We start from the raw sequence: 24917 nt of genomic DNA, 5'->3' as shown, positions 1-24917 counted from the left end.
ATTTGGAAGTTGATCCAGAATCCAGATTTAGATTTCATAACATAAAAGAATACCCCAGGATAATGGAGTACATCTCCCGGTTTGATACCGAGGCTACCAGGGTCAACTCAATTGCTATTATAATCGGGCTTCTGACAGGGCTCGTAATAGGGGTTTATGATCGCATCCTCCAATACAGCAATGTTTTTTTTGGAATGCAACAGGGGTACTCATTACATGAATTCCCGTTCTATTATGTAATACTAACACCTGCCCTTGGAGGGCTATTGGTAGGGTTAATCTCCCACTACCTGATAAAAACGAAGTACGGTGTTGAAGGACTTATAGAAACCGTGACCCTCCGCGGAGCAAAGATTAAACTCCGGGATGCTTTTCTGGAAGTATTTACCTCGATAATCACTATCAGTTCGGGAGGTGCCCTGGGAAAGGAAGCCCCAGGAATCCTTGCCGGAGCCGGGACAGGTGCTCTTGTAGGGAGAATCCTGAAGAGCCCGGAAAGGCAGCTCCAGATCCTTCTCGGCTGCGGGGCTGCCGGTGGGATTGCAGCGGCATTCAACGCCCCGCTTGCAGGTGTGGTCTTTGTAGTAGAAGTAATTTACGGGGAACTTGAAACCAAGACCTTTATTCCAATAGTTATCTCCTCAGTCTTTGCAACCCTTGTTTCGAGCACGGTTTTCGGGATAAAACCCATCCAGATATCTTCCTATCAGCTGGTTAGCCCCTACAAAGAACTCGGGCTCTACCTTGTCCTCGGACTCCTTGCAGGGCTCGTCTCTACAATCCTGATCCGGACGCTTTACTACACAAAAGACCTTTTTTCGAGAATCCCTATCCACTCCATCTTCAAGCCTGCCCTGGGAGGGCTTGCAGTAGGTGTAATCGGCCTTTTTTACCCCCGCGTCCTGGGGATGGGCTATGATGTGATTATGGACGCCCTGAACAACCAGTTTACTTTCAAGATCCTGCTGATCCTGCTATTTCTGAAGATCCTCGCCTTTTCCCTGAGCCTGGGTTCCGGAGGATCGGGAGGGACAATTGTCCCCTCTCTTTTTACAGGCGCGATGTTAGGGGGAGCCTTCGGAACGGCCGCAAATATGTTTTTCCCGGGAATGACGGCAGAGCCAGGAGCCTATGTTATGGTTGGGATGGGGGCAGTCTTTGCCGGGACTGCCAGGGCTCCCCTTACTGCCATCCTGATCCTTTTTGAGATCACCAGAGACTACAGCCTCATCCTCCCTCTCATGTTTGCCTGTGTGCTGAGCAACGTTATGTCAAATGCCATTTATCCTGAATCCATTTTTACGGAAGGGCTCCGCAGGAAAGGGTTTAAGATAAGGAAAGGCCGGGAAGTTGATATCATGGTCTCCATGCTTGTAAAAGATGCCATGGTCACACATGTCCAGACTGTTTCCGAAGAGAAGAATGTTGGTATCCTTATAGCCCTCATGCAGGCAAGCCGCCACGCCGGTTTTCCGGTTCTTGATTCAAAAGGCAAACTTTCAGGGATAATAACACTCTCGGACCTTCGGAGCAAAGTAAAATACGGAGAAGTTGACAAAAAGATAGGAGACATCGCTACCCGAGATGTGGAAGTCGCCTACCCCGACGAAACCCTTGAAGCCGTTCTCAAACGCCTTGGCTCAAAACAAATAGGCAGGCTCCCCGTTGTGGACCGCGAGGATAAAACAAAACTTCTTGGCCTCATCACCCGAAGTGATATAGTAAACTCATATAACAAAAAAGTCGTGGAAAAAGTCCGGGACACAGACTAAAAGCAGTAAACTAGAAAGGTCCCCTGACAAAAAGAATAGAATCGGAAAACGAAACTCGTATAAAAGAAAGATTATAGTCTTTACTGATATGCATACCTGGAATTCAGAGAAGATTGTGAACTACCACTCAGCTAAAGACTGAGTGGCTTCTTGGTTCATTCCTCCCTCTATTGAGGGCAAGTCCCCAAGCTCATCCCCGTAGTCCCTACGGTGTCATAATCCAATTAGATTCTGATCTATGAGAGCGAATTTTTTGATATTGATAGCGGCATTAATGTCTCTATCGTGTTTGGTTTTACAGTCTGGACAAATCCATTCTCTGTCTTTTAGCTGAAGCTCTTTATTGTGGTATCCACACACACTACATAGCTTAGAAGAGGGTTCAAATTGTCCTATTCTCAGGACGGTTTTTCCAAACCATTGAGCCTTATATTCCAACTTTGTTACAAAACTACTCCACGCAGAATCACTTATAGCCTGTGCTAAGTGATGATTCTTAACCATGTCTTTAACATTTAAAGTTTCCAGAGCTACAGCTTGGTTTTCGCTAACAAGTCTAAAAGAGAGTTTGTTCTGGAAGTCATTTCTCTGATTTGTTATTTTGTCATGCAGTACAGCAAGTCTTCGTTTAGCTTTTGCCCTGTTCTTAGAGCCTTTCTGTTTCCTTGAGACTCTTTTCTGTAATACTTTGAGCCTTTTAAGAGAGTTTTTCAAGTACTTTGGATTCTCAACCTTTTCTCCTGTTGAAAGGACAGCAAAGTCTTTGATACCTACATCAATTCCTACTGTTGTTGATTCTGTGAAAGCTTCCTTTACTGGAAGTTCTTTTCCATCTTCAACAAGGATACTGATGTAGTAATGTCCTTTACATGTCCTTGATACCGTAGCCGTTTTAGGCTCTCCTTCAAACTTCCTGTGAAGAACTGCTTTAATTGGTTCTATTTTAGGAAGCTTGATAGTATTATTTTCAAAGTTTACAGTGTAGTGTTGAGGTACAGGGAAAGACTGTATCGGATTCTTTTTTGATTTGAACTTTGGAAACCCTGTTTTCTCTCTAAAGAATCTAGTGAAAGCGGATTCAACCTGCTTAGTCATCCCCTGTAATGATTGAGAGTTAACTTCTCCTAACCACTCATTAGAAGCTTTTAGAGTAGGAATTAATTTGTTTAAGTCAAATCTGGAAATTGATTCCCCTGTCTGCTCATAAGTTTTAATTTTCTGGTCAAGTGCCCAATTATAGACAAATCTACAGCTACCTATATGCTGATTCAATTGAATAGCTTGTGTAGTTGTAGGATAGAGTCTAAATTTGAACGCTTGCATCATACAAAGGCATTATATGCTTTAACAATATACGTACTTTTTGGTAAATATGAAGTATGAAACACGGAATCATAGCAAATTTTTGTTAATGCATCATGTTATTTTTGTTTGCAAATACCGAAAAGTCATACTTGAACCAATTAGCGAAGAACTCAAACAGATTAGGATTGACATTTCAAAAGAGTCTAACTTTGAAATCCTTGAAATGGAAACTGACAAAGACCATATTCATTTCTTGATCAAGAGTGAGCCGAAAGTTAGCGTTTTGTCAATTGTCAGAAAATTGAAACAAGAATATACTAACAGGTTATGGAAAACTCAAAAAGAATATCTGAAAAAGTATTATTGGGGTGAGAATACGTTATGGAGTGATGGTTATTTTGCGTCTACTATCGGAAATGTGAGTAAAGAGGCGGCAGAATATTACATACGGAATCAGGGTTGAAGTTGACGCTTATATCCCCTGAGCTAAAGACTCAGGGGTTTTACGCTTCTTCATATAAAAAACATACAATCAGAAGAATTATGGGAAAAAATAATGGAAAAAAAATAATGAGGAGCAGGTGAGGAACAAAGTCTCACCTACTTTCGTGGTAGAGAAACTTTTTAGATCTTTTTCTTCAATACGCCGTATCCTACAATAAGCGCAAAGAGGGGCAAAGCAATTAGAATAAATATTTTAGCCATTTCCATGGGCTTTTTGACTATGCCATTTTGTCCTGCACTTCCATTCAGAAGTGACTTTCCCCCACTTTCCAGGCTTCTCAGAGTTTGCTGTATTTTTCCTTCCTGATATTCTGTTATAGCAAAGGAGGAATAACCAGATGTTTTTGCTTTAAAATAAACGTAATTCTCGTCTTCACTAACTTTTTCCGTGGAGAGAGGTTTCCAGCCTTTGTTATACCATTGAAGGGTTATCAGTGATTCATTAACATTATTATCTTCAATCCATTCTTTTTCAACTTTGAATCCTACTGATCCATTTTTAAGGGAAGTAGGAAGCCCTGCTCCTTGATTTCCTACCCAGATATTCACATGTTTATAGATTTTGCCAGAAGGAAGTTTTGGGACAAGTGTGGATTTGCCTTTAAGCACTTCTGCAATTGTTGTTGTCCTTCTGAATGTCCTTTCCGCATCATATTCAATATATGTTATGCATGTAACGTTTTTCGGGAATTCATATTTAATATGATAATCACTCATCACGTTTCTGGTAACAAGCTCCTTGATTTCTATATTACTAGCTGGCTCTGCGGAAACTCCACTTCCTATGTTGCTGGAACCGGAACTAGAAGAACTGGAACTGGAACTAGAACTCCCACTGTCTTCGCTGTCTGGGGTATCTGTTGGTGTTGGATCTGGAGTTTCTGTTGATGTTGAATCACCATCGGATCCTGAATTATCATCAGATCCTGAATCATCATCAGATCCTGAATTGTCATCAGATCCTGAATTGTCATCAGATCCTGAATTATCATCGGATCCTGAATTGTCATCGGATCCTGAATCATCATCGGATCCTGAATTGTCATCAGATCCTGAATTATCATCGGATCCTGAATTGTCATCAGATCCTGAATTATCATCGGATCCTGAATTGTCATCAGATCCTGAATTATCATCGGATCCTGAATTGTCATCAGATCCTGAATTATCATCGGATCCTGAATTATCATCAGATCCTGAATTATCATCAGATCCTGAATTGTCATCGGATCCTGAATTATCATCAGATCCTGAATCATCATCGGATCCTGAATTATCATCAGATCCTGAATTATCATCGGATCCTGAATTATCATCGGATCCTGAATTGTCATCAGATCCTGAATTATCATCAGATCCTGAATTATCATCGGATCCTGAATTATCATCGGATCCTGAATCATCATCGGATCCTGAATTGTCATCGGATCCTGAATCATCATCGGATCCTGAATTATCATCAGATCCTGAATTATCATCAGATCCTGAATTATCATCGGATCCTGAATTATCATCGGATCCTGAATTATCATCGGATCCTGAATTATCATCAGATCCTGAATTGTCATCAGATCCTGAATCACCATCAGATCCTGAATTATCATCGGATCCTGAATTATCATCAGATCCTGAATTGTCATCGGATCCTGAATTATCATCGGATCCTGAATCATCATCGGATCCTGAATTATCATCGGATCCTGAATCATCATCGGATCCTGAATTATCATCGGATCCTGAATTATCATCGGATCCTGAATCATCATCGGATCCTGAATCATCATCGGATCCTGAATTATCATCGGATCCTGAATCACCATCAGATCCTGAATTGTCATCGGATCCTGAATTGTCATCGGATCCTGAATCACCAGCTCCAGTATTTGTGTCTCCAGTACTCGAGTCTCCGGTGTCCGAACTTCCGTGGTATCCGCCTATTTCATATGCAGCAGATGCCATTCCGGGAGCCATTCCGGGAATTATTAGCATTACTAATAGTACATAAACTAAAGAATTTAAAAAACCAGTTTTCATTTTTATAGGCCTCCGGCCACACAGACGTAAACAAAAGTCTCTGGTACCCAGTAAGTCATTGACAATTTATTATATTATTTATATAAACCACATAGAAGTAAACAAAGATCTCTGGTATCCAATAAGTCATTGACAATTTATTATATTATTCATATAAACAAAATTTAGAGTCTCACTTTGACTGGATTATTCCAATATACGGCTTTCAAAACAAGGGAGCTGCTTAAATAGAATGGCATTTAGATTTATTAACACAAACCAGGACGATATTTAATTTACGATAGATTATATGAAGTGTTTATCTCCATATTTTGGGGAAAATTGGCTATGCAGATTTTTTATGCTCTCGCCCTCTTCAGGGAACCGGGAACCACGTTCCCCTTAATAAATCTGGTGGATTTCTCCCCAGTTTTTAATTGTTTTATCCCGTAGTGAAATTGCACTCATACATAACATCCCAATCTTACAGCTGGTTCAAAGCTTGGTTCAAAGCTTGGTTCAAAGCTTGGTTCAAAGTTTAAATTTTTCCTGCACATAACGAGTTTTTTCATTAAAACGCTCAAACCTTATTTTGATTCGTACATTTTTGAATCACACATTTTTGATTCGTATATTTTTGATTTGTACATTTTAGAATCACACATTTTTGATTCAATTCCTTCGATCCAATTAAGTAATCCGATACTTTTAATACTTTAATAACGCTGCTTTCTTCTAATGTCTGCCGGAATACGCACATATCTGGAACTTATGAGGTACGGGAACTGCCTGATGGCAGGTTTTGCAGCTGTAATAGGAACTTTTATAGCCTTTAATATCCTTACTTCCGGTTCTTTAAGTTCAAATTATGTGGGTCCTTTTCCTTATCTTGATGCAGTTCTCGTGTTACTGGTAGTATTCCTTGTTTCAGGTGCAGGAAACGCTATCAATGACTATTTTGACATCAGGATAGATTCTATCAACCGTCCGGAAAGGCCCATCCCATCCGGGAGGGTACAGGCAGAAGAAGCCCTTTACTTTTCATACCTTCTGTTTGCCCTCGGTACTCTGTTGGCTTTCTCTATAAATTCAGCCTGTGGGTTAATTGCCTTTTTTAACTCCCTGCTGTTGATCCTGTATGCAAAAACCCTTAAAGGTACGCCCTTTTTAGGAAACCTGAGCATAGGCTACCTTACTGGCTCTGTTTTTTTGTTTGGAGCTTCAATTTTTGGGTTTGGAGGAATAAAGGCCCTTTTCGTTCTTTTCCTGCTTGCAGCTCTTGCCATTACAGCCCGGGAAATCGTAAAAGATATTGAGGATATGGAAGGGGACAGGATGGAAGGGGCAGATACTCTTCCTCTGAGAATCGGGGCAAAAAAAGCAGGAAATCTTTCAGTTCTTATAGGGCTCCTTGCCGTACTTTTAAGTCCTCTTCCATACCTTCTGTCCATCCTTGATCTGAGTTATCTTTACATCGTCTTTCTGGCAGACCTGGGATTTCTTGCAGCAATTCACCAGCTCCTTGCACGGAATAACCCGACAAAGTCCTCTAAGATGTTCAAAATAGCCATGTTTTTTGCCCTGATAGCTTTCCTCGTAGGGGGTCTAAACTTTACATAAAATTACAAAACTCTATCCAAATTCTACCTGGCCCTGCCTGACCGTCCCCCCAATCACTAAGAATTTTAATCCTGATTTTGCCGGATTGCCTCTCCGGGGGAAATCTGCCAGGATTCGACTCTCAAGCTATTTCTTCTCAGGTTACTTCACTGGTCGAACAAACTGGCATCTCGGTTTTTCTCAGGACTGAGTTAGAAAAGACTGCGTTCTCAGTACATTGATTAGCAGATAGCTCTCTTTCCTGCTACAAGTTCCATAGAGAAGGAATGGATATTTTCAAGTTCTTTTTCAATAATTTCTGCCGCCTCTTTTTCTACATCTCCTGCTGCGCCTTTTTTCATGACCAGTTGAGCAGTTGCAATCTGAGGCTGGTCAATAGGAGTTCCGATTTCGCTCAGGAGCCAGACATACACCTCGGAGACATCGGAGACCTGATTATAAATCTCTGCTGCGATTCGGTGGGAAAGGAGATTGTAGATTTTTCCTATATGGCTTACAGGGTTTTTCCCTGCTGCAGCTTCACTGCTGACCGGCCTGTTTAAGGGGATTATCCCATTTACGCGGTTTCCGCGCCCCACCTCTCCGCAGTCGGCGTCCTCTGCGGATGTGCCGGTAACCGTTGTGTAAATTCCTTCCATCCCCCTTCCCGGTATATCGAGGGTGTTAAGGGAAGCAGTAGGTTTTGCACAAATGCCAGCTTCAAACTCAGCCCTCTCATATTCTGCAAACCCGGCAGCAAACTCTTCGATCCGGCCATGCAGTTCCATCTTTTTTCTGAAGTAGTCATCTTCGGATTCAACAAACCTGTCCACAAGAGGTGCAGCAACCGTAAGATGGATGTCTTCTTTATGCCTGAGGCCCATTACTTTTATATCTTCTCCAGACTCCGGACATTCTTTTTTAAACCCCTTTGAGTTAAGATAGCGCTCGGTCTCGAGTACCAGCCTTTCGGTAGGGCTCAGAGGCGCATATCCGACTGCTGCGGACGTATCGTTTGCCCCGAGGACCTTTCCCCCCCTGCTGAAGATATCCGTAAGTTCTGCCGAGCCCCTTTTGAGTTCCACCTGGTAAATGAGGTTTTCAGGGTCTACAAAACGGAGTTTCTCTGAGAACCAGTCTTTTGCTGTACTGACTGCAAGCCCGGAAACATCTATCTCAACTCCCTCGTATTCGAAGGTTGCCCTATCCCCTATGATCAGACGCATAGGGCTTACAACCCTCCCCCCTCTGAATTTTCCATCCACCTGCCCTGCAACAAGCATGCCCTTGTCTATGTTATGGTGCAGGATGGTCCCGAAGGTTTCAAGGTATTTCTGGCTGAGATTTACGGAAATCTGTTCCATGATGGCATCACAGATATAATCCGGATGCCCAAGCCCTTTTCTTTCAACAACCTCTACCTTCTGGCGGTAAACTTCCGAAGCTTTCAACTCTTCTATTACAATATTTCTCAAATTCTTTCCCCCCGGATTGCCCTTTAAGGGCGTGACTGATATTGCATTGATCTTATTAATGTATGTGAAGACAACTCATATATGTTTGTCAATAAATGCATCTCGGTGAAGCAGGGCACTGGAAAAAAAACTGATGAACAAAACTAAAACTGGGAAGACCAATTAAAAATTCCTTAATAATACCAAAAATACAGGTCGGTCAAGATCCTTAAAGCTGTTCGTATTACACCCATCGAGTCTGTTAAGAGCCCATTGAGCCTGTTAAATAAATTATGCTTCCTCTGAATAACCCATTTTCTTTTTATTCCCGTCCTCCTTTTCTTTATCTCCTTCCGGAGAATGCCTCAGATACTCTTTGATCATCATCGGGAAAGTGTTTGCAGGCACGAAGCGAACTCCAAGCTGCTCTGCCCATTTTTCTATTCCGTAGTCGCTTGCAACGACAGCCGCATCAAGTTCTTTGGCAAGGATCAAGACATCAATATCAGGCGCACTGTCAAGGATACCATACCTGAGAGCTGCCCTGTACTTATTCCTGAATTTGCCGATTATCCCACCAATAACTTCTCTTTCAACCTCTTCCTTATATTCTTTTTTCTTGTTTTGCGGATTTTCCATGAAAAGGCATTCACTTGCCGCCTCCCATATTGCATCTTCTGCAACCCCCATTCCCCGATTAATCCTTTCCCTCATGTAGGATACGTATTCGTGGAAGATCTGCGAGGTTACATCAACTCTATAGCGGTCAGGAGCTTTTTTCACAAGCCAGGTATCTATCTTTGCTATAACCTCCCTGTCACAGCCGTTACGGCTTGCAAATTCGTACATTTCCTTGTACACTGATGGATAGGGAACATAACAACTGATACCAAACTGCAGGCGAGCATCGGCTATAAGGTCAAGTATTGCTTTCATCCCCTCACAAAGGGATGTATATCCCATAACCTCCCGGGTCTGCAGATCCGTTAGTGCTGTAGTATCCAGCACGAATCTCTGCTTAAGCATTTTTTTGAGTCCTTTTATAGTCTTTTTACCCTTGTTATGTATTGATCAAGGAGCAATAAAATTCTTTGTTTTATTTCCCCTCCCTACACCTGTGTACTACACTTTCTTTATTAACGTATGTTTTATTCCTGTATCGTACTTTTACTCTCTTTTCTCAGGCTTATTTTTGATCTCTTTTCTCAGGCTTATTTTATTCTTATTTTCATCTATTCATAACTATTATTTGTGTTATTATTCACTGAATTTTGATCAAAATGAATAACTGTATATACTCTCAAAACCCTTATTTACATAGGGAAATTTAAGCCATAAGCTGAAAAGCGGTTTGAAACATATTTTGTATATTGTTTTCTCGGATTGTTCTTGCCTGGATGCGTAAAGTATTTCCGGGAGGACAGTGTAATAAAAAGATAGGTGTGATATAAGCTATCGCTTTTCTCTCAGTTCAAGGCAGAACTTCTCTAGTTGAAATGTCGGCAGTTTAATGTTATCCGGCAGGGTGAAAATTCTAATAGAAGGTGTGAAAGATACTAAACCGGAGTAGAAATACTGAAAAATGGACCGGTTTGGTATGATATGGATAAATAGGCTAAAAATGGGGAATTTAATGAGTGCAAATACAGAAAGTATAAAATCTTTTGTAGGCTCAGCACAGGGTTTTGTGAGGAATCCTCTGATGAAAGGAGGCGACACAATGAAAGAGTATTGTAATATTTGTGGTCGGGAACTACAGGAAGATGTGCTGGTTGTAGATACCAGTCTTGACATGAAACCAATTGAGTTCAAGGATGTTCACGGGGAGAAAACCGATATAATCTGCATAGAATGTGCTATTGATTCGGTTGAGAATCCTCCCTTTGTATGTACAAGGTGCGGACAGCCAATAGAATTTAACGAAAAATTCTATGTATTTAAGGAAGCAACCACAAAACCGGGAGGTCCCAGAGTAGATTTCAAAGAAACATGCCTCGATGACAAATATATCTGCAGTACATGTTTCGACGAGACTATGAACCCGGAATATGAATGTAAGGACGTCTGAACAGAAAGCAATGCCGGTAGAATTCTAGTATCTAACCCGCTCTGAAGTTTTTACCGAAGGGTAAAAAGCCAGGCGTAACTGTCTGATGAATTACTGTGTCCAAAAAAAGACAGAACTGATTTTCCAGTTCTGTTCACTAGCTTTTTCTTAATCCTTCTCTATTCCTTAAAATTCTTTTATTTCTTTAGTTTCTTAATCTTTTTCTACTTATTTTAGATCCTGCTCTCCTCTTTCTTTACTAACCCATTAATACAAATTCTTCACAATCCTGAATCTGCAGATGAATGTATTTTAATTCCATGAAGGCATAAATATTGATTTAATATGACATAAAGTATTGTTACTGAAAAAACACATATCCATCAAAAACCAAGGACCGATTCATTCCTGAATTTAATTCATTGATCTCATAATTTAAGGGGGTAATTGATTGGACGAAAGTTATATGCTTGAAATTGAGGATGCGACCTGGGGACAACAGGTGGAAGGTTCTGAGAAACCTGTTATTGTAATGTTTTACAGCCCTGTCTGCCCGTATTGTAAAGCTATGGAACCACATTTTGCGGAGTATGCAAAAGAATACAGGGCTTCGGCAGTTTTTGTCAGGCTAAATGTGACAACAAATCCCTGGACTGCAGAAAGATACGGGGTCCAGGGCACGCCTACATTCAAGTTTTTCTGCCATGGAAAACCGGTGTGGGAACAGGTAGGCCAGATTTATCCTTCCATACTGAAGAACGCGATCAGGGATATGATACAGCATGGTGAGGAATGCATAAGAAAAACCACTCCAATAGGGCAGGACATTACAGGATATGCATAACCAGCACATCAGGTCAAATGTTTCCTGTTCTCTTTTTTTTCTCACTTTTTTTCCCTGTATATTTCTTTTTTTACCAGCCCGTATTCGTCAAAGGTGGTCTGGATAGTGCTGAGGATGCTAAAGGTAGTGCTCATGGATGTAGCCACATAAAGAGCAACCATGATTGAAATCTGGTACTTGATTGCAAGGATAGGGCTTGTTCCTCCAAGGATCTGCCCTGTCATCATTCCGGGAAGGAAGACAACTCCTGCAGTTGCGATATTGGCAAGGGTAGGCCTGAGTGCAGAGCGAAGACATTTCCGGATATAGGGTATGAGGGCTTCATACCTGCTTGCCCCAAGAGAAAGGCTGTAAAGGTATCTGTTTTCGTTTCTGCGGATATCTTCGTAAAATTCTCCCATGCCCACAATGTTGCCCCTGAGAGAGTTCCCAAGAATCATGCCTCCTATGGGGATCAGGTAGCGGGCTTCCAGCAAGTTTCCAAGGTCAAGCACGAATTCGTTGAAGTAAAGCAGCACGCTTAAATTTGCTGCCGTAAAGGAAAGTATGACCGGCAAAAGCAGTTTATTCATTTTGAGTTCGACATTACGTATGGATGTGTAGCTTGCAATTGTAATCATTCCCATAACCCATGCCAGGTTCAAAGCTCCATTATTCAGCTTGAAAACATAGGTCAAAAACACGCCTGCCATTACCAGCTGGACTGTCATGCGAGCAACTGAATATATGGTTTTTCGGGAGATGTAGAGCTTAATTCTGTAACTGATTGCCAGAGGAATCACAAGCAGCAGAAAACAGAATATCAGGGAAGGTATCGATATATCGGGGCTTGCCATCTGAAAATTCCTCTTTTGATTATTGTACAGTTTTTTATCAGGTTATTTAATCATTCTTTTAAGATTCAACCCATTCAGATTAATATGGAAGGGCGCTGCACTTCCTGCAATGGTTTTAAGTCAGATCCCTTGATCCTTATGGATAGTTTTAGTCCAATCCCTTGATCCTTATGGATAATTTTTCAATCAGATTTACTGTTTCCTATGGTCACAATCTCAATTCCATCCCTTTCCCATTCGGTGTCATGCGAAATTACAAAGAGAGTCCAGTTGTTGTGTTTAAGGAATTGATCAGCAACCTTTTTTTTAAGCCCGGCATCGAGAGCCGAGGTTACCTCATCAAGCAGGAAAATCTCTCTTTCAAGTAGCAGGGCTATGAGGATTCCTATCCTCTGCTTTTCTCCTCCGGAAAGGGTTTCAAAATCTTTTTCAAGGATGTCTTTTTCCAGTTCAAGTTCTCTCATTAGAATCTGGAGTTTTTCAGGGGCTATTTTTTCCCTGTTAGGCCTGTAAGAACGAACTTCCTCAAGCAGGTCCTTTACAGGTCCTTCCCCCAGGTCTGTATCCTGAGAAACATAAGCTACCTCTTTTCTGACCTGCCAGGCTACCTGAGGGTTTAGAGACTTTCCCCTGTAATAAACTGAACCTTCTGAAAGTGTTTTAAATCCCAGGAGTATTTTGAACAGAGTTGATTTGCCAGTTCCTGATTTTCCTTTCATAAGGATTTTTTTCCCTTTCGGAATGCAAAGAGTAAAATTAGAAAGTATTTTTTTGCTTCCGAAAGATATACCAGCGTTTTCGTACCTTATAATCTCATCCTGCATTTTTGCCCCTTATTTCTCCCTGTACCAATCTCTTTTTTTATATATCTCCTCTATTTCTTGCAGGTTTTTACTTTTTTCTTTCCTTTTTGTAGAAAACGTTTATTTCCTGCAGTCCGGATAAGAGAAAGTTTATCTATACAGAGGTGTTCACATAAATTAATTCATATAAGTAGTTCCATATAATTACTTGCAGAATAGATAAACTTCAAATAAAATGCTACATATGGCATGCTGACCTTAGTGTCACATACCAGTCTTATTCACAGCCATCATTAAAGGCATAGGATAGGTATTATTTAGGTATCAATACCATCTTAAAGGCATAGGATAGGTATTATTTAGGTATCAATACCATCATTAAAGGCATAAGATAGGTATTATTTAGGTATCAATACCATCATTAAAGGCATAGGATAGATATTATTTAGGTATCAATAATTACAGACATCATTACGATACCATTATATACATTACTCTGGGCATCATTATAGACCATTATAAGTGTCTAACTTTACAGATCTTCTTACCCCCGAACATTTATTTTGGTACATTACGCACTAATATAATTACCTTTTAATATATCTACAATTTAATATAATAACTCTTTAATAGAAATATATTTTTCATAAATTTATGTCTTATAGTCTTATAATCTATGAGGAAAAAAAATGGACTTTGAAGCTTCTGCTAAAAATCTTACAACTCCGGTCAAAGGCGCAAAGATAGTTTCGAATATGACCGTAGATGAACTTGTGAGGGAGTACGCCGGTTGTGCCTTTGGAGCAGGTAGGCTGGCTAAAGCCGTGGACATCTATTATGAGATGCTGGCTTCAGAAAAAACTACGAAGTTTTTCGGGCTTGCAGGGGCGATGACACCTGCAGGCATGAGGAATATTATTGCAGACCTGATCCGCGACGGGTATATCGATGTACTTGTTACAACCGGAGCCAATATGGTTCATGACACGGTTGAGGCTCTTGGCCTTCATCATTATAAAGGCTCAGACTGCACAAACGATATCCAGCTCAGGCACGAATGTATTGACAGGATCTATGATGTTTACCTCCCTGACCAGCACTTTACTGACCTTGAAGAGTTCCTACAGGGCGTTTATGCAGGGCTTCCACAGGAAAAACTCTCTATCAGGCAGGTCCTTACCGAGATCGGGAAGAATCTTGACGATGACTCCTCCATTCTCAAGACCGCAGCCGAAATGGGTGTGCCGGTCTACTGCCCTGCACTTCAGGACTCAGTAATAGGGCTTCAGGCCTGGCTCTATAAGGAAGGAAACCCTCTTCATGTGGATGCTTTTGCGGATATGCACGAGTTCATGGAAATCTGCTTTGAGACTGAAAGTGCAGGCGCTATGCTGCTTGGAGGTGGGGTCCCCAAAAACTACATCCTGCAGTCCATGCTTGTAACTCCCAGGTCCTTTGATTACGCAATCCAGCTAACAATGGACCACCCGGAAACAGGGGGTTTGAGTGGGGCAACTCTTGACGAAGCCCAGTCCTGGGGAAAGGTCGGGGAAAATGCAAAATCAGTAACCGTGTATGCAGATTCAACAATCACTCTCCCGCTCATAGTTTCCGCTGTGCGGACGCGCCTTTCAAAGAGATGATCTGATGGAAAAGAATACCTGTATGATCCTTGCCCTGGACGTAACCGACAGGGACGAAGCGCTGAAGATTGCAGAAGACGTCTGGGAATTCGTGGACGCAATAAAGGTAGGCTACCCTCTCATACTTACCACTGGGCTTGGGATCATCAGGGAACTTGCCGAGTTCGCCCCGGTAATAGCCGATTTCAAGGTTGCCGATATTCCCAACACCAACCGCCTTATCTGCGATCAGGTCTTTGAAGCCGGAGCTGATGCGGTCATCGTTCAGGGCTTTACAGGCAGAGACAGCCTTGATGCCTGCATTGAAATTGCTTCCGAATACAGAAAGGACGTCTTCGTTGTAAGCGAAATGAGCCACCCTGGGGGAGCCGAGTTCCTGCAGCCAGCCGCAGAATCAATTGCAAAGATGGCCCTTGAAGCGGGAGCTTTCGGGCTTGTCGCCCCGGCCACCCGTCCCGAAAGAGTGAGGAAAATCAGGAGGATCATCGGGGACAAACTCACCATTATATCTCCCGGAGTAGGTGCCCAGGGAGGAAAAGCCTCGGACGTGATTGCTGCAGGGACAGACTGGGTAATCGTGGGAAGGAGCATCTACAAAGCAGAGTCTCCTAAAGAAGCTGCACGTGAGATTGCTGAGGAAATTCAGGCTGAGCTCAGAGGAGAGTACTGAAAGTATATTTTTCTCTTAAAGAGGCAGCTTTTTTAAAATACACTTATAATCTCAATTACGTGCCTGTGATGAAAAATCTGGCTGATTACATGATGAGCCCTATGAGTTCTGAGGCACAAAAATTGAGTACCTCATGAATTAAATACTAAGAATACCATTTACTTATTATGTTTAAATTAGCGGATGCTGAAAACTTCCTAAAGTCTGAAGAGCTTTCAGAATGTAATCGGGAAATTTTGAGTAAGTATTTCAGATATTTGAGGCATGAAGGGAATAGCGAAAGAACAGCTTTAAACCATATGGAGAATATGATATGGATAGCGAAGGCTCTTCATGAGTGTGATCTAGGGAAACTTACAGAGGATGACCTTTATCTCTTTTTTGATGCTTTAGAAAACTACACTTACACAGACAGGGCAGGTAAGGTAAAGAAATATTCTGAGCCAACAAAGGAGACTCGAAAAGTATCTTTGAAGAAGTTCTTAAAATGGAACAAAAATTACGAGCTTCACGAAAAAATAAAGTGTAAGAGACTCAAAGGAAAGAAGCTTCCTGAAGACATCAAGTGTAAAGAAGATATTGTAAAAATGATTGAAGCAGGCAGCAATAGTCGGGACAGAGCTATCATAGCTTGTTTTTATGAGTCTGGCGCCAGAAGAGGAGAACAACTGTCTGTTAAGCTCAAAAATGTAGAGCTTGATGAGTACGGAGCTGTGATTACTTTCCCGGAAGGTAAAACTGGAGCTAGAAGGGTTAGATTGATTTTCTCTGCTCCATACCTGCGGGAATGGCTGGACGATCACCCAAGAAAGGACGATAGGGACGCACCTTTATGGTGTACACTGGACAAAAATGCTGGCCATATGTCTGTTACCGGACTTGTAAATGTGTTTAACAGGTGTGGAGAAAAGGCAGGTATTGAGAAGAAGGTGAATCCCCATTCCTTCCGACACGACAGAGCAACCCATTTGGCTGCAAATTTCACGGAACAACAGCTTAAAATGTATTTGGGCTGGTCTCCTACATCCACTCAACCGGCTACATACGTCCATTTGAGTGGGAAAAACATGGACGATGCTGTTTTAAAAATGTATGGTATTAAAAAAGCTGAGGATGACCCTGAATTTTTAAAGCCTGGAATATGTCCCCGATGCCGTGAGTTAACTACAGTAAATGCAAAGTTCTGTTATAAATGTGGGTTGCCTCTTACACAAGAAGCCGCAACAACATTAGAAACCATAAAAACTGAGTACATGCAGCTTTCAGATCTGGACGAAATTAGAGAGATGAAAAACGCATTAAAACAAGAACTTGAAGAGATTTCAAAGTTGAAGGAGATGATGCTTAAAGCTGGGAAATGACTTTCCCAACTAAGCGACTCTCCAGATTTATTTGAGAAGGGACCGAAAACCAAAAAAATCTATTAGACCTTGATATACCTCATCAGATGTGTTGTAATTTTTGCTGAAAATCGATGGTTTTTTATAATAAAATATTATTTTACTTGATTGTTCCAAGTCACTTAAAAACCATTTTAAAACTACTTCCTCGCGGTCTTTCTGGTCTTTCAATTCAGTGAACAAAGCATCACGTATTGCTTCATTTTCTTTTAATTTTTTTACGAACTCCAGTTCGTCGGGGGAGTCAATACCGTTTAGTATATCAAAATAAAGGAAGCTCTCTAAAAGCAAATCAAATCTTGACATCTTGAAGTCTAATTGCTGAAGCGTTATCAATTCCAATATTCTTTCCATTTTTGTATGCATTTCTCGATCTTGACCGATTGTTTTTCGGAAACTTTCTATTGAATTTTCATAATCTTTTGAATGGTCAAGAACCTCTTTTTCTAATATTACATGGTATACTTTATCTATAAGAATCTCCTTCATATGTTCTCTTGATAATCCGGGGTATTTTTCTCCAAATTTCTCATAGAATAATTCTGTCTCAGGATTTACTTCCATAAGTCCAGCAATTCTCTGGACAAGCTCTTCCTTTATTTTCATGAACTTTTCTCTCGAAATTTCTTTGTACAACCCAGAGAACTTTTCTTCCCACATCTTTGAGAATATTTCTTCCGAATTTTCGGCTTTTCTCTGAGCCAATTCTCTCATTGTAACCTGAAATGTTTCACTCGAAATTTCAAAATTCGGATTGTCTTTAATATATAGAGTATAAAATTCATTTAGAAGTTGTTTGATACGTAGATCATCCATAAATCCTTTATTATACAAGTAAATTTTCCAAGCTCTTGAAAATAGCGTTTCGATATTAGTCTTTATGCACATATTAAAAAAAGATGCTGACAGAAACAACCGAATATAAAATTGAAGCCCGGTGAGGGATGTTATGAAGTGGTCAGTTTCATTAAGAATAATCATCAAAGATTTTTCATATCTATTCAGTTCGATATCCTTAAAATGTGTTTGTATATTTTTCAAATTTTCGAGCTTTGTTATATCCCAAATGTTGTACGTGCGCCGACCTTTTTTTATAGTTTTTAGTTCAATACAATTAAATTCTTTATGCAATTCATGTAAATGCCTGTTAACGTTTCCCTGATTTATTTTTTCATTATTTTTCTTTAAATGTTCTCTAATTTGTGGCTCTTCAACTTGTCCTTTATTCTCAAGAATAAATTTTATAATATCTGGCTTTACTCCACTCTGAGATATATCTCCTTTCTTCCTAGCCATGAGTTATAATAAGTTTAGTAATATTTAAAACACATGTTTTAATATATGTTTTTTGATTTAGGATTACTCAATATGTAATTATTGAAAATTAAGTACATATATGTAATCTATTTTACTAATTACAAAGAATTTTCTTATACAAAAACTGACATATATATTTTAGAGGTAACTAAAATGATCCTTTCTTTCGGTGAACGTAAAATTCAAAAAACCGGATATAGTTTTCTCTGCCCTTTACCTGCAACATGGGCGAAGAATGCTAAACTCGATCAGAGTAGCAGAGTGAACATAGAAATGCTTGAAGACAATAGCTTAAGGATAACCCCGGTCCTTACCACCCGCCAAGATGAGAAAGGAACCGGAGCGCCGATCATAGCTTAAATGGAGTGCTCGGCCATGGAAAATAATACTCAAAACCTTTTATCATTTTCGGATTGGGCAAAACGGGTAAGTACTGAGCATCCCGACATCTTAAAACAGATGATTAAAAGCACTGATGTTCTTGACCGAGTAATCGCAAAACGAATTATGCAAATTGCACAGAGCTGTGAGAATGTTTAATCCTGAAGGAAGGCTGGAAGGATGATCTCTGATAATGCAATTCTTGAAGCTGCATTAAATTATACCCAAATGGGCTTAATAGTTCATCCCTTGTTAAGCCCTGATGCCCCGGAAATAAACCCTAAAACTAAGAAGCCACAGAGCCCCGGGAAAGGTGTCTTAATCAAAGCATGGGAAAGTGTGGAGAAGCCATTAACCGAGACAGAAATTAATAAGTATTGGGGACCCGGGAGAAATCCATATTTTGATAAGGCCAATATAGGTTTACAATGTGGTAAAAGATCAGGGATTTTAGTTGTTGATGTGGACGACTGGAATCCTGCTATATGGCAGGAACTTACGGAAGGCATGAACTCAGAGACTTGGCTGATGTCAAGTAGGACAAAGAGCAGAGGACATATATTTTTTAAATACACTGAAGCCCTGAAAGCTCAGAAACATCACGACTTAGGGATCGAGATTTTATCAGATGGTAGTAACGCAGTTCTTCCTCCAAGCAGGCACAAAAGCAGGCAGACTTACGAATTTAACCGAGGGCTCAAGACCCTCGAAGATATCCCGGAAATCTCTGAAGAACTTATAACCCGGCTTAAGGCGTTATTCGCAGCTAACAACAAATTAAAGGTGATTCTACAGAAATGTAAACCATGTCTTCGGGAAAAGTTCAAAGCGCATCAAGAAGCCCCTCACGTCAATGATTGGCATAGCAGCACAGGCAGACAACAAACTTTAGCAGTGATGGCGGACCTTAAAGCAAATGGCGCTAATTTTGAAGTTCTTGATCTCGCATGCAAATATATTTTTAGAGAGCAGTATAGCAGGGAGATAAGCGAGCATGAGTTAGGACCTGAAGGAAATAAAATTAAGAAGCCCTGGAAATGTAATACAATCCAAAGGGAATTGGGAAGTATCACACTCGATAAAAATCTTAATTCAAAATGTGATAATTGCGCTTTCAGAGGGCAACATAAGCAAGAAGAGGAAAAGAAAACAGTTTCATCTAACGACTTCTTAGACAATGCAGTAAAAGAGATGACTGCAGCAGAGATTGAGCTGCTAAAAACGAATTTTTCACAGAGGCAGTTAATTTGTAACCTTCCTAAAGATCACTTCATCACGCAATTTGTTGCGTATGCTGACCGTATGTCTGATGGCTATAGGGAGTACAAAATATTAGCGGGTTTCTGGTTGCTATCTTCTATAGTGCAGCGTAAGTCTAAGATAGATTTAGCAACTTCAGTTGATGGTATTCACCTAAATATTTGGACTACTTTTTTAGGTCTATCTTCGATATCAAGAAAGACAACTATAATTGAAATAGCCCGGCATTTTTTAGCCTATGCGATTGGAAAGCCTGTCACAGATACAGATTATTCTCTTGAAGGATATCTGGAAAGCCTATCACAAGAACCTATTAAATTTATGGTTAATGATGAGGTGAGTACAACTTATCAGAAGATGGGCCAGAAATATAATGCAGGATATTTTGAGTTTGAATGCAAAATCTATGACGGAAGCAGTCAAAATAAAAGACTTGCTTCAGGTGGAAAAAGAGAGCAAAAAACCTTTGATATCAAGGACCCTTATGTTACAAAATTAACAGCATCTACATTTGCCAAATTTAAGAGAAGTATTACAATACCAGACTTTGATAGTGGATTTGGCTTTAGATATGTTTATGCGGCTCCAACATATGAATTTAATCAACGGCCGTTGAGGTTGACTACAGACGAGGATATCACAGCAAGAAGCGACCTAGAAAAACGAATCGCGTTACTTGTTAGGTTTTTTAGAGATATGCCTCCCTTCACTATGGATATTGAGCCGGAGGCTATGCAATTCTATATTGATACTGACATTGATGTTAATAAACAACTTGCAAAGGCTTCTAATCAAGAATTTTTAGCTTCTGTTTGGAGTAGGTACGGAATATACATTTTGAAATTTGCCGCACTGATCGAAATTGGAAAGTCTACAGTATCGAGTAAGATTACTTTAGAATCTATGAAAATTGCAGCTGCAATGATCCTTGATTACTTTTTGCCTACTATCTGTGATGTTTACAACCTTCTAACAGTTGATCCAACTAACAATATGATTGATAGGATTATTGAGGCTCTAAAGGCTTCTAACGGTATTTGTGCTCATTCGGATCTACTAAGGAAGACAAAATTAAAATCAAGAGAATTTCACGAGCTTATATTGACAATGCAGGAATCTGGGCAGATTGAAGTCATTTCTGAGAAAAGCCCAGGCAATCATAAAACTCAATTTTTTTATAGGTTAATTGACTGTGATGCTGTCAGGCTGAGCTTAGATAGGGTTCAAGTTCGCCAAATTCCCCAAGTTCCGCAAATTCCCAGAGTATCTAACGAGGAAATACAAGAGAGAATTTGGGAGAATTTGAAAGAATTAAAAGAGTGTACTTCTACACATCTAGATGTGCAAACAAAACAGTATAATAATTCTCAAATTCTCTCAAATTCACCTATTGAAAATAGTGTAAGATACTCTGGGAACTTGAGGAATTTGGATAATTTGGGGAATTTGCCAACAAATAAAAGTGAACTATCTTACTATACCGATAGTTCAAGCAATGCAACCGCGTTCAGTAATCGTGACTCACAAGACCCAAAAAGGCACTTGAAGTCTGATCTTTCAGAACTTGAACGGACAAAAGTTGACTTGATCGATTACAAACGCGAATCACAAAAATATGCTGAATGGATTCACAGCTCTCTAATGGACCAATTCATCACGGACTACATGGAAGACCGCCAAATCACCAAAGGCAGGGATTATTTGACTACACTTGCACACTTGTGCAACAATACTAAATGGAAGTATCCTGCAGGAATCTTTGAAGGGTCATTCTAAAACTTCCACAAAAAATTATACAAACTTTTATGAGATGTCAAAAATCGAATTCTCTACAATCGTTGTAAATTGATCTGTATGCAGACTCAACCTATGGATCTCGATGTATGCCATTTGAAAAACGGATTTTTATTGCTGTCCTGAGCACTATATCCAAGTATATTATCTTCAAGTTGTGAATTTTTTAAACGGATTTAGGTATATAATTTTGTTTTCGTAGATTCTGTCAAGTTGATGGATGTTTTCATGGTTTAAATTAAGTGTCAAAAGTCGGCGGCTAAATTTAAAACAGTTAGAGAAAAAATGTTTGTATCATATATCAATATATTTATCCTGTCTAAAGGATACAAACCTAGGTTTTAAGTATAAAATAAGTAATTGTTGAGATATGGCTGAATTTAAACGGCGCTAATATATAAAATCAAAATATATAATATTGTGACAACTAATAAATTCTGTAATAAATTGGGATATATAAAATTTGGTTAAAAAATTAAATTAGGATAAGATATATAAGATAACAAACCATAAGCAAGTTAATTAAGTTCGATATATGTAGTTTGTTAACCCCTAAATTATATTGACTAAGTTACAGAAAAAGATGATTATGTGTTATTTGAATGTGAAAGGGAGAATGTGTGATGGATGGGCATGGAAGTGAGACTGAATTAACGGAGAAAGAAATATTCGAATTAGTAAGAGAGCGTTTTTTAGAGTCCTCTCAATTAGATGATGATATAATAGAAGCTTCAATTAGATTTAATAATGAACTTCATGAAGTATCAGTCAATGAATTGTTTAGGCAGTTTACAATATGAATAATAATGATGAGTCAAACTACGAGATAAAATTATTTACCCAAATTCTAGAAGATATTGGAGCTTCAAAACAAGCTGCATATGTCGAAGATTATTTAAATTATTTAGGAGCAAAATCATATATAATAGAGAAAAAATATGTTGATAAAGACTTTATAATCGATTTTTCAAATTTTTATTCTCGGTCTTTTGACATAGACCTCAAAGTCACAAAAAGAATCCATATTTTTAAAGAAGAGATTTCAATTGATAGATTTAACTCTTTAATCGAGAATTATACGGAAACCGAATTCAATGAGTTTAAGAAATCGTATCTTGGGTTTGTAATAGTAAGACCAATTACAGACTTTAAAGGAAATCCATGTTTAGGACGCACTTTGATAGAAACGTATCCACGTGAACCTTCTGGGGAAAATGTAGAAGAATATCGTTTTTATCTTACTCAAAATTATAATGTCTCGTTATTTGGCTTACCTCTATCAATTGAAACGCTTCCATTCTTACCGCAGGATACGGCAGTTGGTGCATGCGCCACGTCTGCATGCTGGGTATCGTTGCATCCCTTACATGCATTATTTGGAATACAAAAACGTTCTCCATACGAAATAACAGAATTAGCTGTTACTTTCCCTAACTTAGGCAGGAATTTTCCATCAACTGGTTTGTCTGTGCTCCAAATGAAAGGTCAATTCAATTCGCTCGGCATCGAAACTGAGTTTATTACAATTAAAAAAATAAAAGATAGTTGTCCTTTGTACAATAAAAATGATGATGTAATTGCGGATGCCGTAAAAGCCTACAATCACGCAGGTTTGCCTATAATAGCAACCTTAAAAATAGGACCTAAACAAATAGAAAGTAACACTGAATTAGGAGCTAGTAATCAAGTCAAAAATAACAGACAACCAGAGTATCATGCAGTGGTTATAAGTGGGTATCGTTATAATAATAATGGTAAGGTTATAGAGATTTATATACATGATGACCAAGTAGGCCCATTTCACAAAGTAAAACCGGATAATAATTTTTCTAAATGGATAAACAAATGGACTGTAGAAGGACAACACGAATTTGTTGAAGTTGATAAATTAGTGGTTCCAATTTACCCAAAAATGAGATTGAATTTTGGTCTTATATATCCACAGTATATAAAAATAAAACGCGCTATAGAAGAAACAAACGTGTTGTTCCATACAAATGCCGATGTAGGTCTATTTTTAACAAGTCTAAATAGTTATAGAACATATTTATTGAACTATAATTTTTATAATAAACTGGAAATTTTACAAACCCCAATGCCTCGTTTTTTGTGGATAATTAGACAGAGAACAAATTCTCAGTTGTCTAGCGACATACTATTTGACGCAACGGCAGTATATCCAAAAGAAATTTGTCGAATTATGTATGATATCAATCAAAAAGAAATCGTATCACATGTTGAAATTTCACACTGAGTTTATTGAATAATAAAAACTGAAAATTAGCTAGTTTTTACTTTTACACTTGGCATTGTGAACCAGCGTAATCCTTTTATTCTCACATTTTAATTCAATCCCACAAGCTTCCACAGTCGTTTTACCTTCTAGTCCTTCATATTTTATATTTTTAGGGTCCTTCTAAATAAGGGGGTAAACTGAAGGTTTATATTGCTTATTTTAGGTAATAGGCATAGAACCAGAGTTTCCGCAACAAAAGTACATCCTTAAAATTCGATTTTTAATAAAAAAGTCAATATTAAGCTTTAAAATCGATAACTGAGGTAAATTATAGCTTTGTTCTTTTATAAGTTAAAGTTCTTTGCAATTATGACTCCTGAACTCGTTTTCCATTATACTAAGTTCGGTGTTAAAAATAAGATACATTAGAGCCTTAAGGTTAGAATTAAGGATAAATGACCCGTTTAATAAGAAATAAATCATTATTAATCTGTACTTTAATCGGGGAAACACTACCACTATACTCAATATACTAAATAAGGCTAATTAGCCCTTAAAAAATTGGTGATTTTTTGAGGGCCCTATATATTTTAGATTCCTGCTTTATTCGTCCTCTGCACTCAACTTCTTATCCTTCTCTTGTGTGAATCTTATTCACCCTCAAACAAAACCCTATAATCCCTCAAAATCCATTAATTCCTGCTTTTTCTCCTATATTCTCGAATGTGGGAATGAATATTAATAGCGTGGATATTTGTTAACATGACCTTTGATTTTGTCCATGTTTTTCTTAGAGGATGAGTAACTAAACTCGCATACGGATAAACGCTATTATTTAGTTTTACCTTTAATTTGTCCAGGTTTTTTGTCTCGATTCATTCAGCAGGAAAGAATAAAAAATCACATAAGGAAAAGATAGACAGATACCTTATTTTGTTTCACTTCTGTTTCTCGTACAGGGCGTTTTTGTCTCGAGATGTCGCGTTATCCACTTTCAAAATGTGCATGTTATGACGTGAAAAAATTGTTTCGCTTCTTT

The 24917-nt window shown here is 39.1% G+C and carries 19 protein-coding genes; 12 read left to right on the top strand and 7 right to left on the bottom strand.

Translation table 11 applies throughout. From position 1 onward, the window contains the following. Positions 1-2 precede the first annotated feature (2 nt). Positions 3-1772, top strand: coding sequence for a chloride channel protein (locus tag MSWHS_RS14485; RefSeq protein WP_048128985.1), 1770 nt, complete (start codon positions 3-5; stop codon positions 1770-1772). Between the two features lie 213 nt (positions 1773-1985). On the opposite strand, the gene tnpB is transcribed toward MSWHS_RS14485, so the two are convergent. Continuing rightward, positions 1986-3098: an IS200/IS605 family element RNA-guided endonuclease TnpB gene (gene tnpB, locus MSWHS_RS14480; protein WP_048128883.1), complete on the bottom strand. Its 1113-nt coding sequence runs from the start codon at positions 3096-3098 to the stop codon at positions 1986-1988. Between the two features lie 46 nt (positions 3099-3144). Here tnpB and tnpA point away from each other — a divergent pair, with 46 nt between their 5' ends. After that, complete coding sequence (gene tnpA, locus MSWHS_RS14475; RefSeq protein ID WP_048159289.1) at positions 3145-3540, top strand: IS200/IS605 family transposase; 396 nt, start codon at positions 3145-3147, stop codon at positions 3538-3540. Between the two features lie 161 nt (positions 3541-3701). Here the strand turns inward: tnpA and MSWHS_RS18610 are convergent, their stop codons facing one another. Continuing rightward, a complete protein-coding gene (locus MSWHS_RS18610; RefSeq protein ID WP_052722739.1) occupies positions 3702-5615 on the bottom strand; it encodes a PGF-pre-PGF domain-containing protein in 1914 nt (637 codons plus the stop codon). Between the two features lie 717 nt (positions 5616-6332). On the opposite strand from MSWHS_RS18610, the gene MSWHS_RS14465 reads away from it, so the two are divergent. After that, the gene (locus MSWHS_RS14465) at positions 6333-7214 is read left to right on the top strand and encodes a geranylgeranylglycerol-phosphate geranylgeranyltransferase (protein WP_048128983.1); all 882 of its coding nucleotides are present in this window, start codon (positions 6333-6335) and stop codon (positions 7212-7214) included. A 221-nt stretch (positions 7215-7435) separates the two neighbouring features. Here MSWHS_RS14465 and MSWHS_RS14460 read toward each other — a convergent pair whose 3' ends face one another. Together MSWHS_RS14460 and MSWHS_RS14455 are read right to left on the bottom strand one after the other, a co-directional pair. Next, positions 7436-8668 (bottom strand): methionine adenosyltransferase, encoded by a 1233-nt coding sequence (locus MSWHS_RS14460; protein WP_048128981.1) that lies wholly within the window; start codon positions 8666-8668, stop codon positions 7436-7438. A gap of 270 nt (positions 8669-8938) precedes the next feature. Next, positions 8939-9673: an RNA ligase partner protein gene (locus MSWHS_RS14455; RefSeq protein WP_048159287.1), complete on the bottom strand. Its 735-nt coding sequence runs from the start codon at positions 9671-9673 to the stop codon at positions 8939-8941. A gap of 607 nt (positions 9674-10280) precedes the next feature. Between MSWHS_RS14455 and MSWHS_RS14450 the strand changes: the two genes are divergently transcribed. Continuing rightward, entirely contained in the window at positions 10281-10715 is a 435-nt protein-coding gene (locus MSWHS_RS14450) for a hypothetical protein (protein WP_231585458.1), read from the top strand. A 430-nt stretch (positions 10716-11145) separates the two neighbouring features. Then, on the top strand, positions 11146-11538 hold the full coding sequence (locus tag MSWHS_RS14445) for a co-chaperone YbbN (RefSeq protein ID WP_048128977.1): 393 nt from the start codon (positions 11146-11148) through the stop codon (positions 11536-11538). 41 nt (positions 11539-11579) lie between these two features. Here MSWHS_RS14445 and MSWHS_RS14440 read toward each other — a convergent pair whose 3' ends face one another. Further along, on the bottom strand, positions 11580-12374 hold the full coding sequence (locus tag MSWHS_RS14440; protein WP_048128974.1) for an ABC transporter permease: 795 nt from the start codon (positions 12372-12374) through the stop codon (positions 11580-11582). A 182-nt stretch (positions 12375-12556) separates the two neighbouring features. Continuing rightward, complete coding sequence (locus tag MSWHS_RS14435; protein ID WP_048128972.1) at positions 12557-13198, bottom strand: ATP-binding cassette domain-containing protein; 642 nt, start codon at positions 13196-13198, stop codon at positions 12557-12559. A 668-nt stretch (positions 13199-13866) separates the two neighbouring features. Here MSWHS_RS14435 and MSWHS_RS14430 point away from each other — a divergent pair. The 3 genes from MSWHS_RS14430 (at position 13867) to MSWHS_RS14420 (ending at position 16851) form a co-directional block, all read left to right on the top strand. Beyond that, the gene (locus tag MSWHS_RS14430) at positions 13867-14820 is read left to right on the top strand and encodes a deoxyhypusine synthase (RefSeq protein WP_048159285.1); all 954 of its coding nucleotides are present in this window, start codon (positions 13867-13869) and stop codon (positions 14818-14820) included. A gap of 4 nt (positions 14821-14824) precedes the next feature. After that, a complete protein-coding gene (gene pyrF, locus MSWHS_RS14425; protein ID WP_048128967.1) occupies positions 14825-15490 on the top strand; it encodes an orotidine-5'-phosphate decarboxylase in 666 nt (221 codons plus the stop codon). A 167-nt stretch (positions 15491-15657) separates the two neighbouring features. Beyond that, positions 15658-16851, top strand: a complete 1194-nt coding sequence (locus MSWHS_RS14420) for a tyrosine-type recombinase/integrase (RefSeq protein ID WP_052722738.1) — start codon at positions 15658-15660, stop codon at positions 16849-16851. 27 nt (positions 16852-16878) lie between these two features. Here MSWHS_RS14420 and MSWHS_RS14415 read toward each other — a convergent pair whose 3' ends face one another. Further along, positions 16879-18186, bottom strand: coding sequence for a hypothetical protein (locus MSWHS_RS14415; protein ID WP_048159284.1), 1308 nt, complete (start codon positions 18184-18186; stop codon positions 16879-16881). A gap of 174 nt (positions 18187-18360) precedes the next feature. Here MSWHS_RS14415 and MSWHS_RS14410 point away from each other — a divergent pair, with 174 nt between their 5' ends. The 4 genes from MSWHS_RS14410 (at position 18361) to MSWHS_RS14395 (ending at position 23896) form a co-directional block, all read left to right on the top strand. Then, entirely contained in the window at positions 18361-18567 is a 207-nt protein-coding gene (locus MSWHS_RS14410) for a hypothetical protein (protein WP_048159282.1), read from the top strand. Between the two features lie 201 nt (positions 18568-18768). Then, positions 18769-21624, top strand: a complete 2856-nt coding sequence (locus MSWHS_RS14400) for a bifunctional DNA primase/polymerase (protein ID WP_048159278.1) — start codon at positions 18769-18771, stop codon at positions 21622-21624. A 641-nt stretch (positions 21625-22265) separates the two neighbouring features. Further along, positions 22266-22442: a hypothetical protein gene (locus tag MSWHS_RS20635; protein ID WP_156151246.1), complete on the top strand. Its 177-nt coding sequence runs from the start codon at positions 22266-22268 to the stop codon at positions 22440-22442. Then, positions 22439-23896 (top strand): hypothetical protein, encoded by a 1458-nt coding sequence (locus tag MSWHS_RS14395; RefSeq protein WP_048159276.1) that lies wholly within the window; start codon positions 22439-22441, stop codon positions 23894-23896. Before MSWHS_RS20635 ends, MSWHS_RS14395 begins: the two co-directional genes overlap by 4 nt. Positions 23897-24917 lie beyond the last annotated feature (1021 nt).

This window comes from Methanosarcina sp. WWM596, from assembly GCF_000969965.1.
In the GTDB taxonomy this organism is placed as follows: Archaea; Halobacteriota; Methanosarcinia; order Methanosarcinales; family Methanosarcinaceae; genus Methanosarcina.
This window is presented reverse-complemented; position numbering and strand designations above follow the sequence as displayed.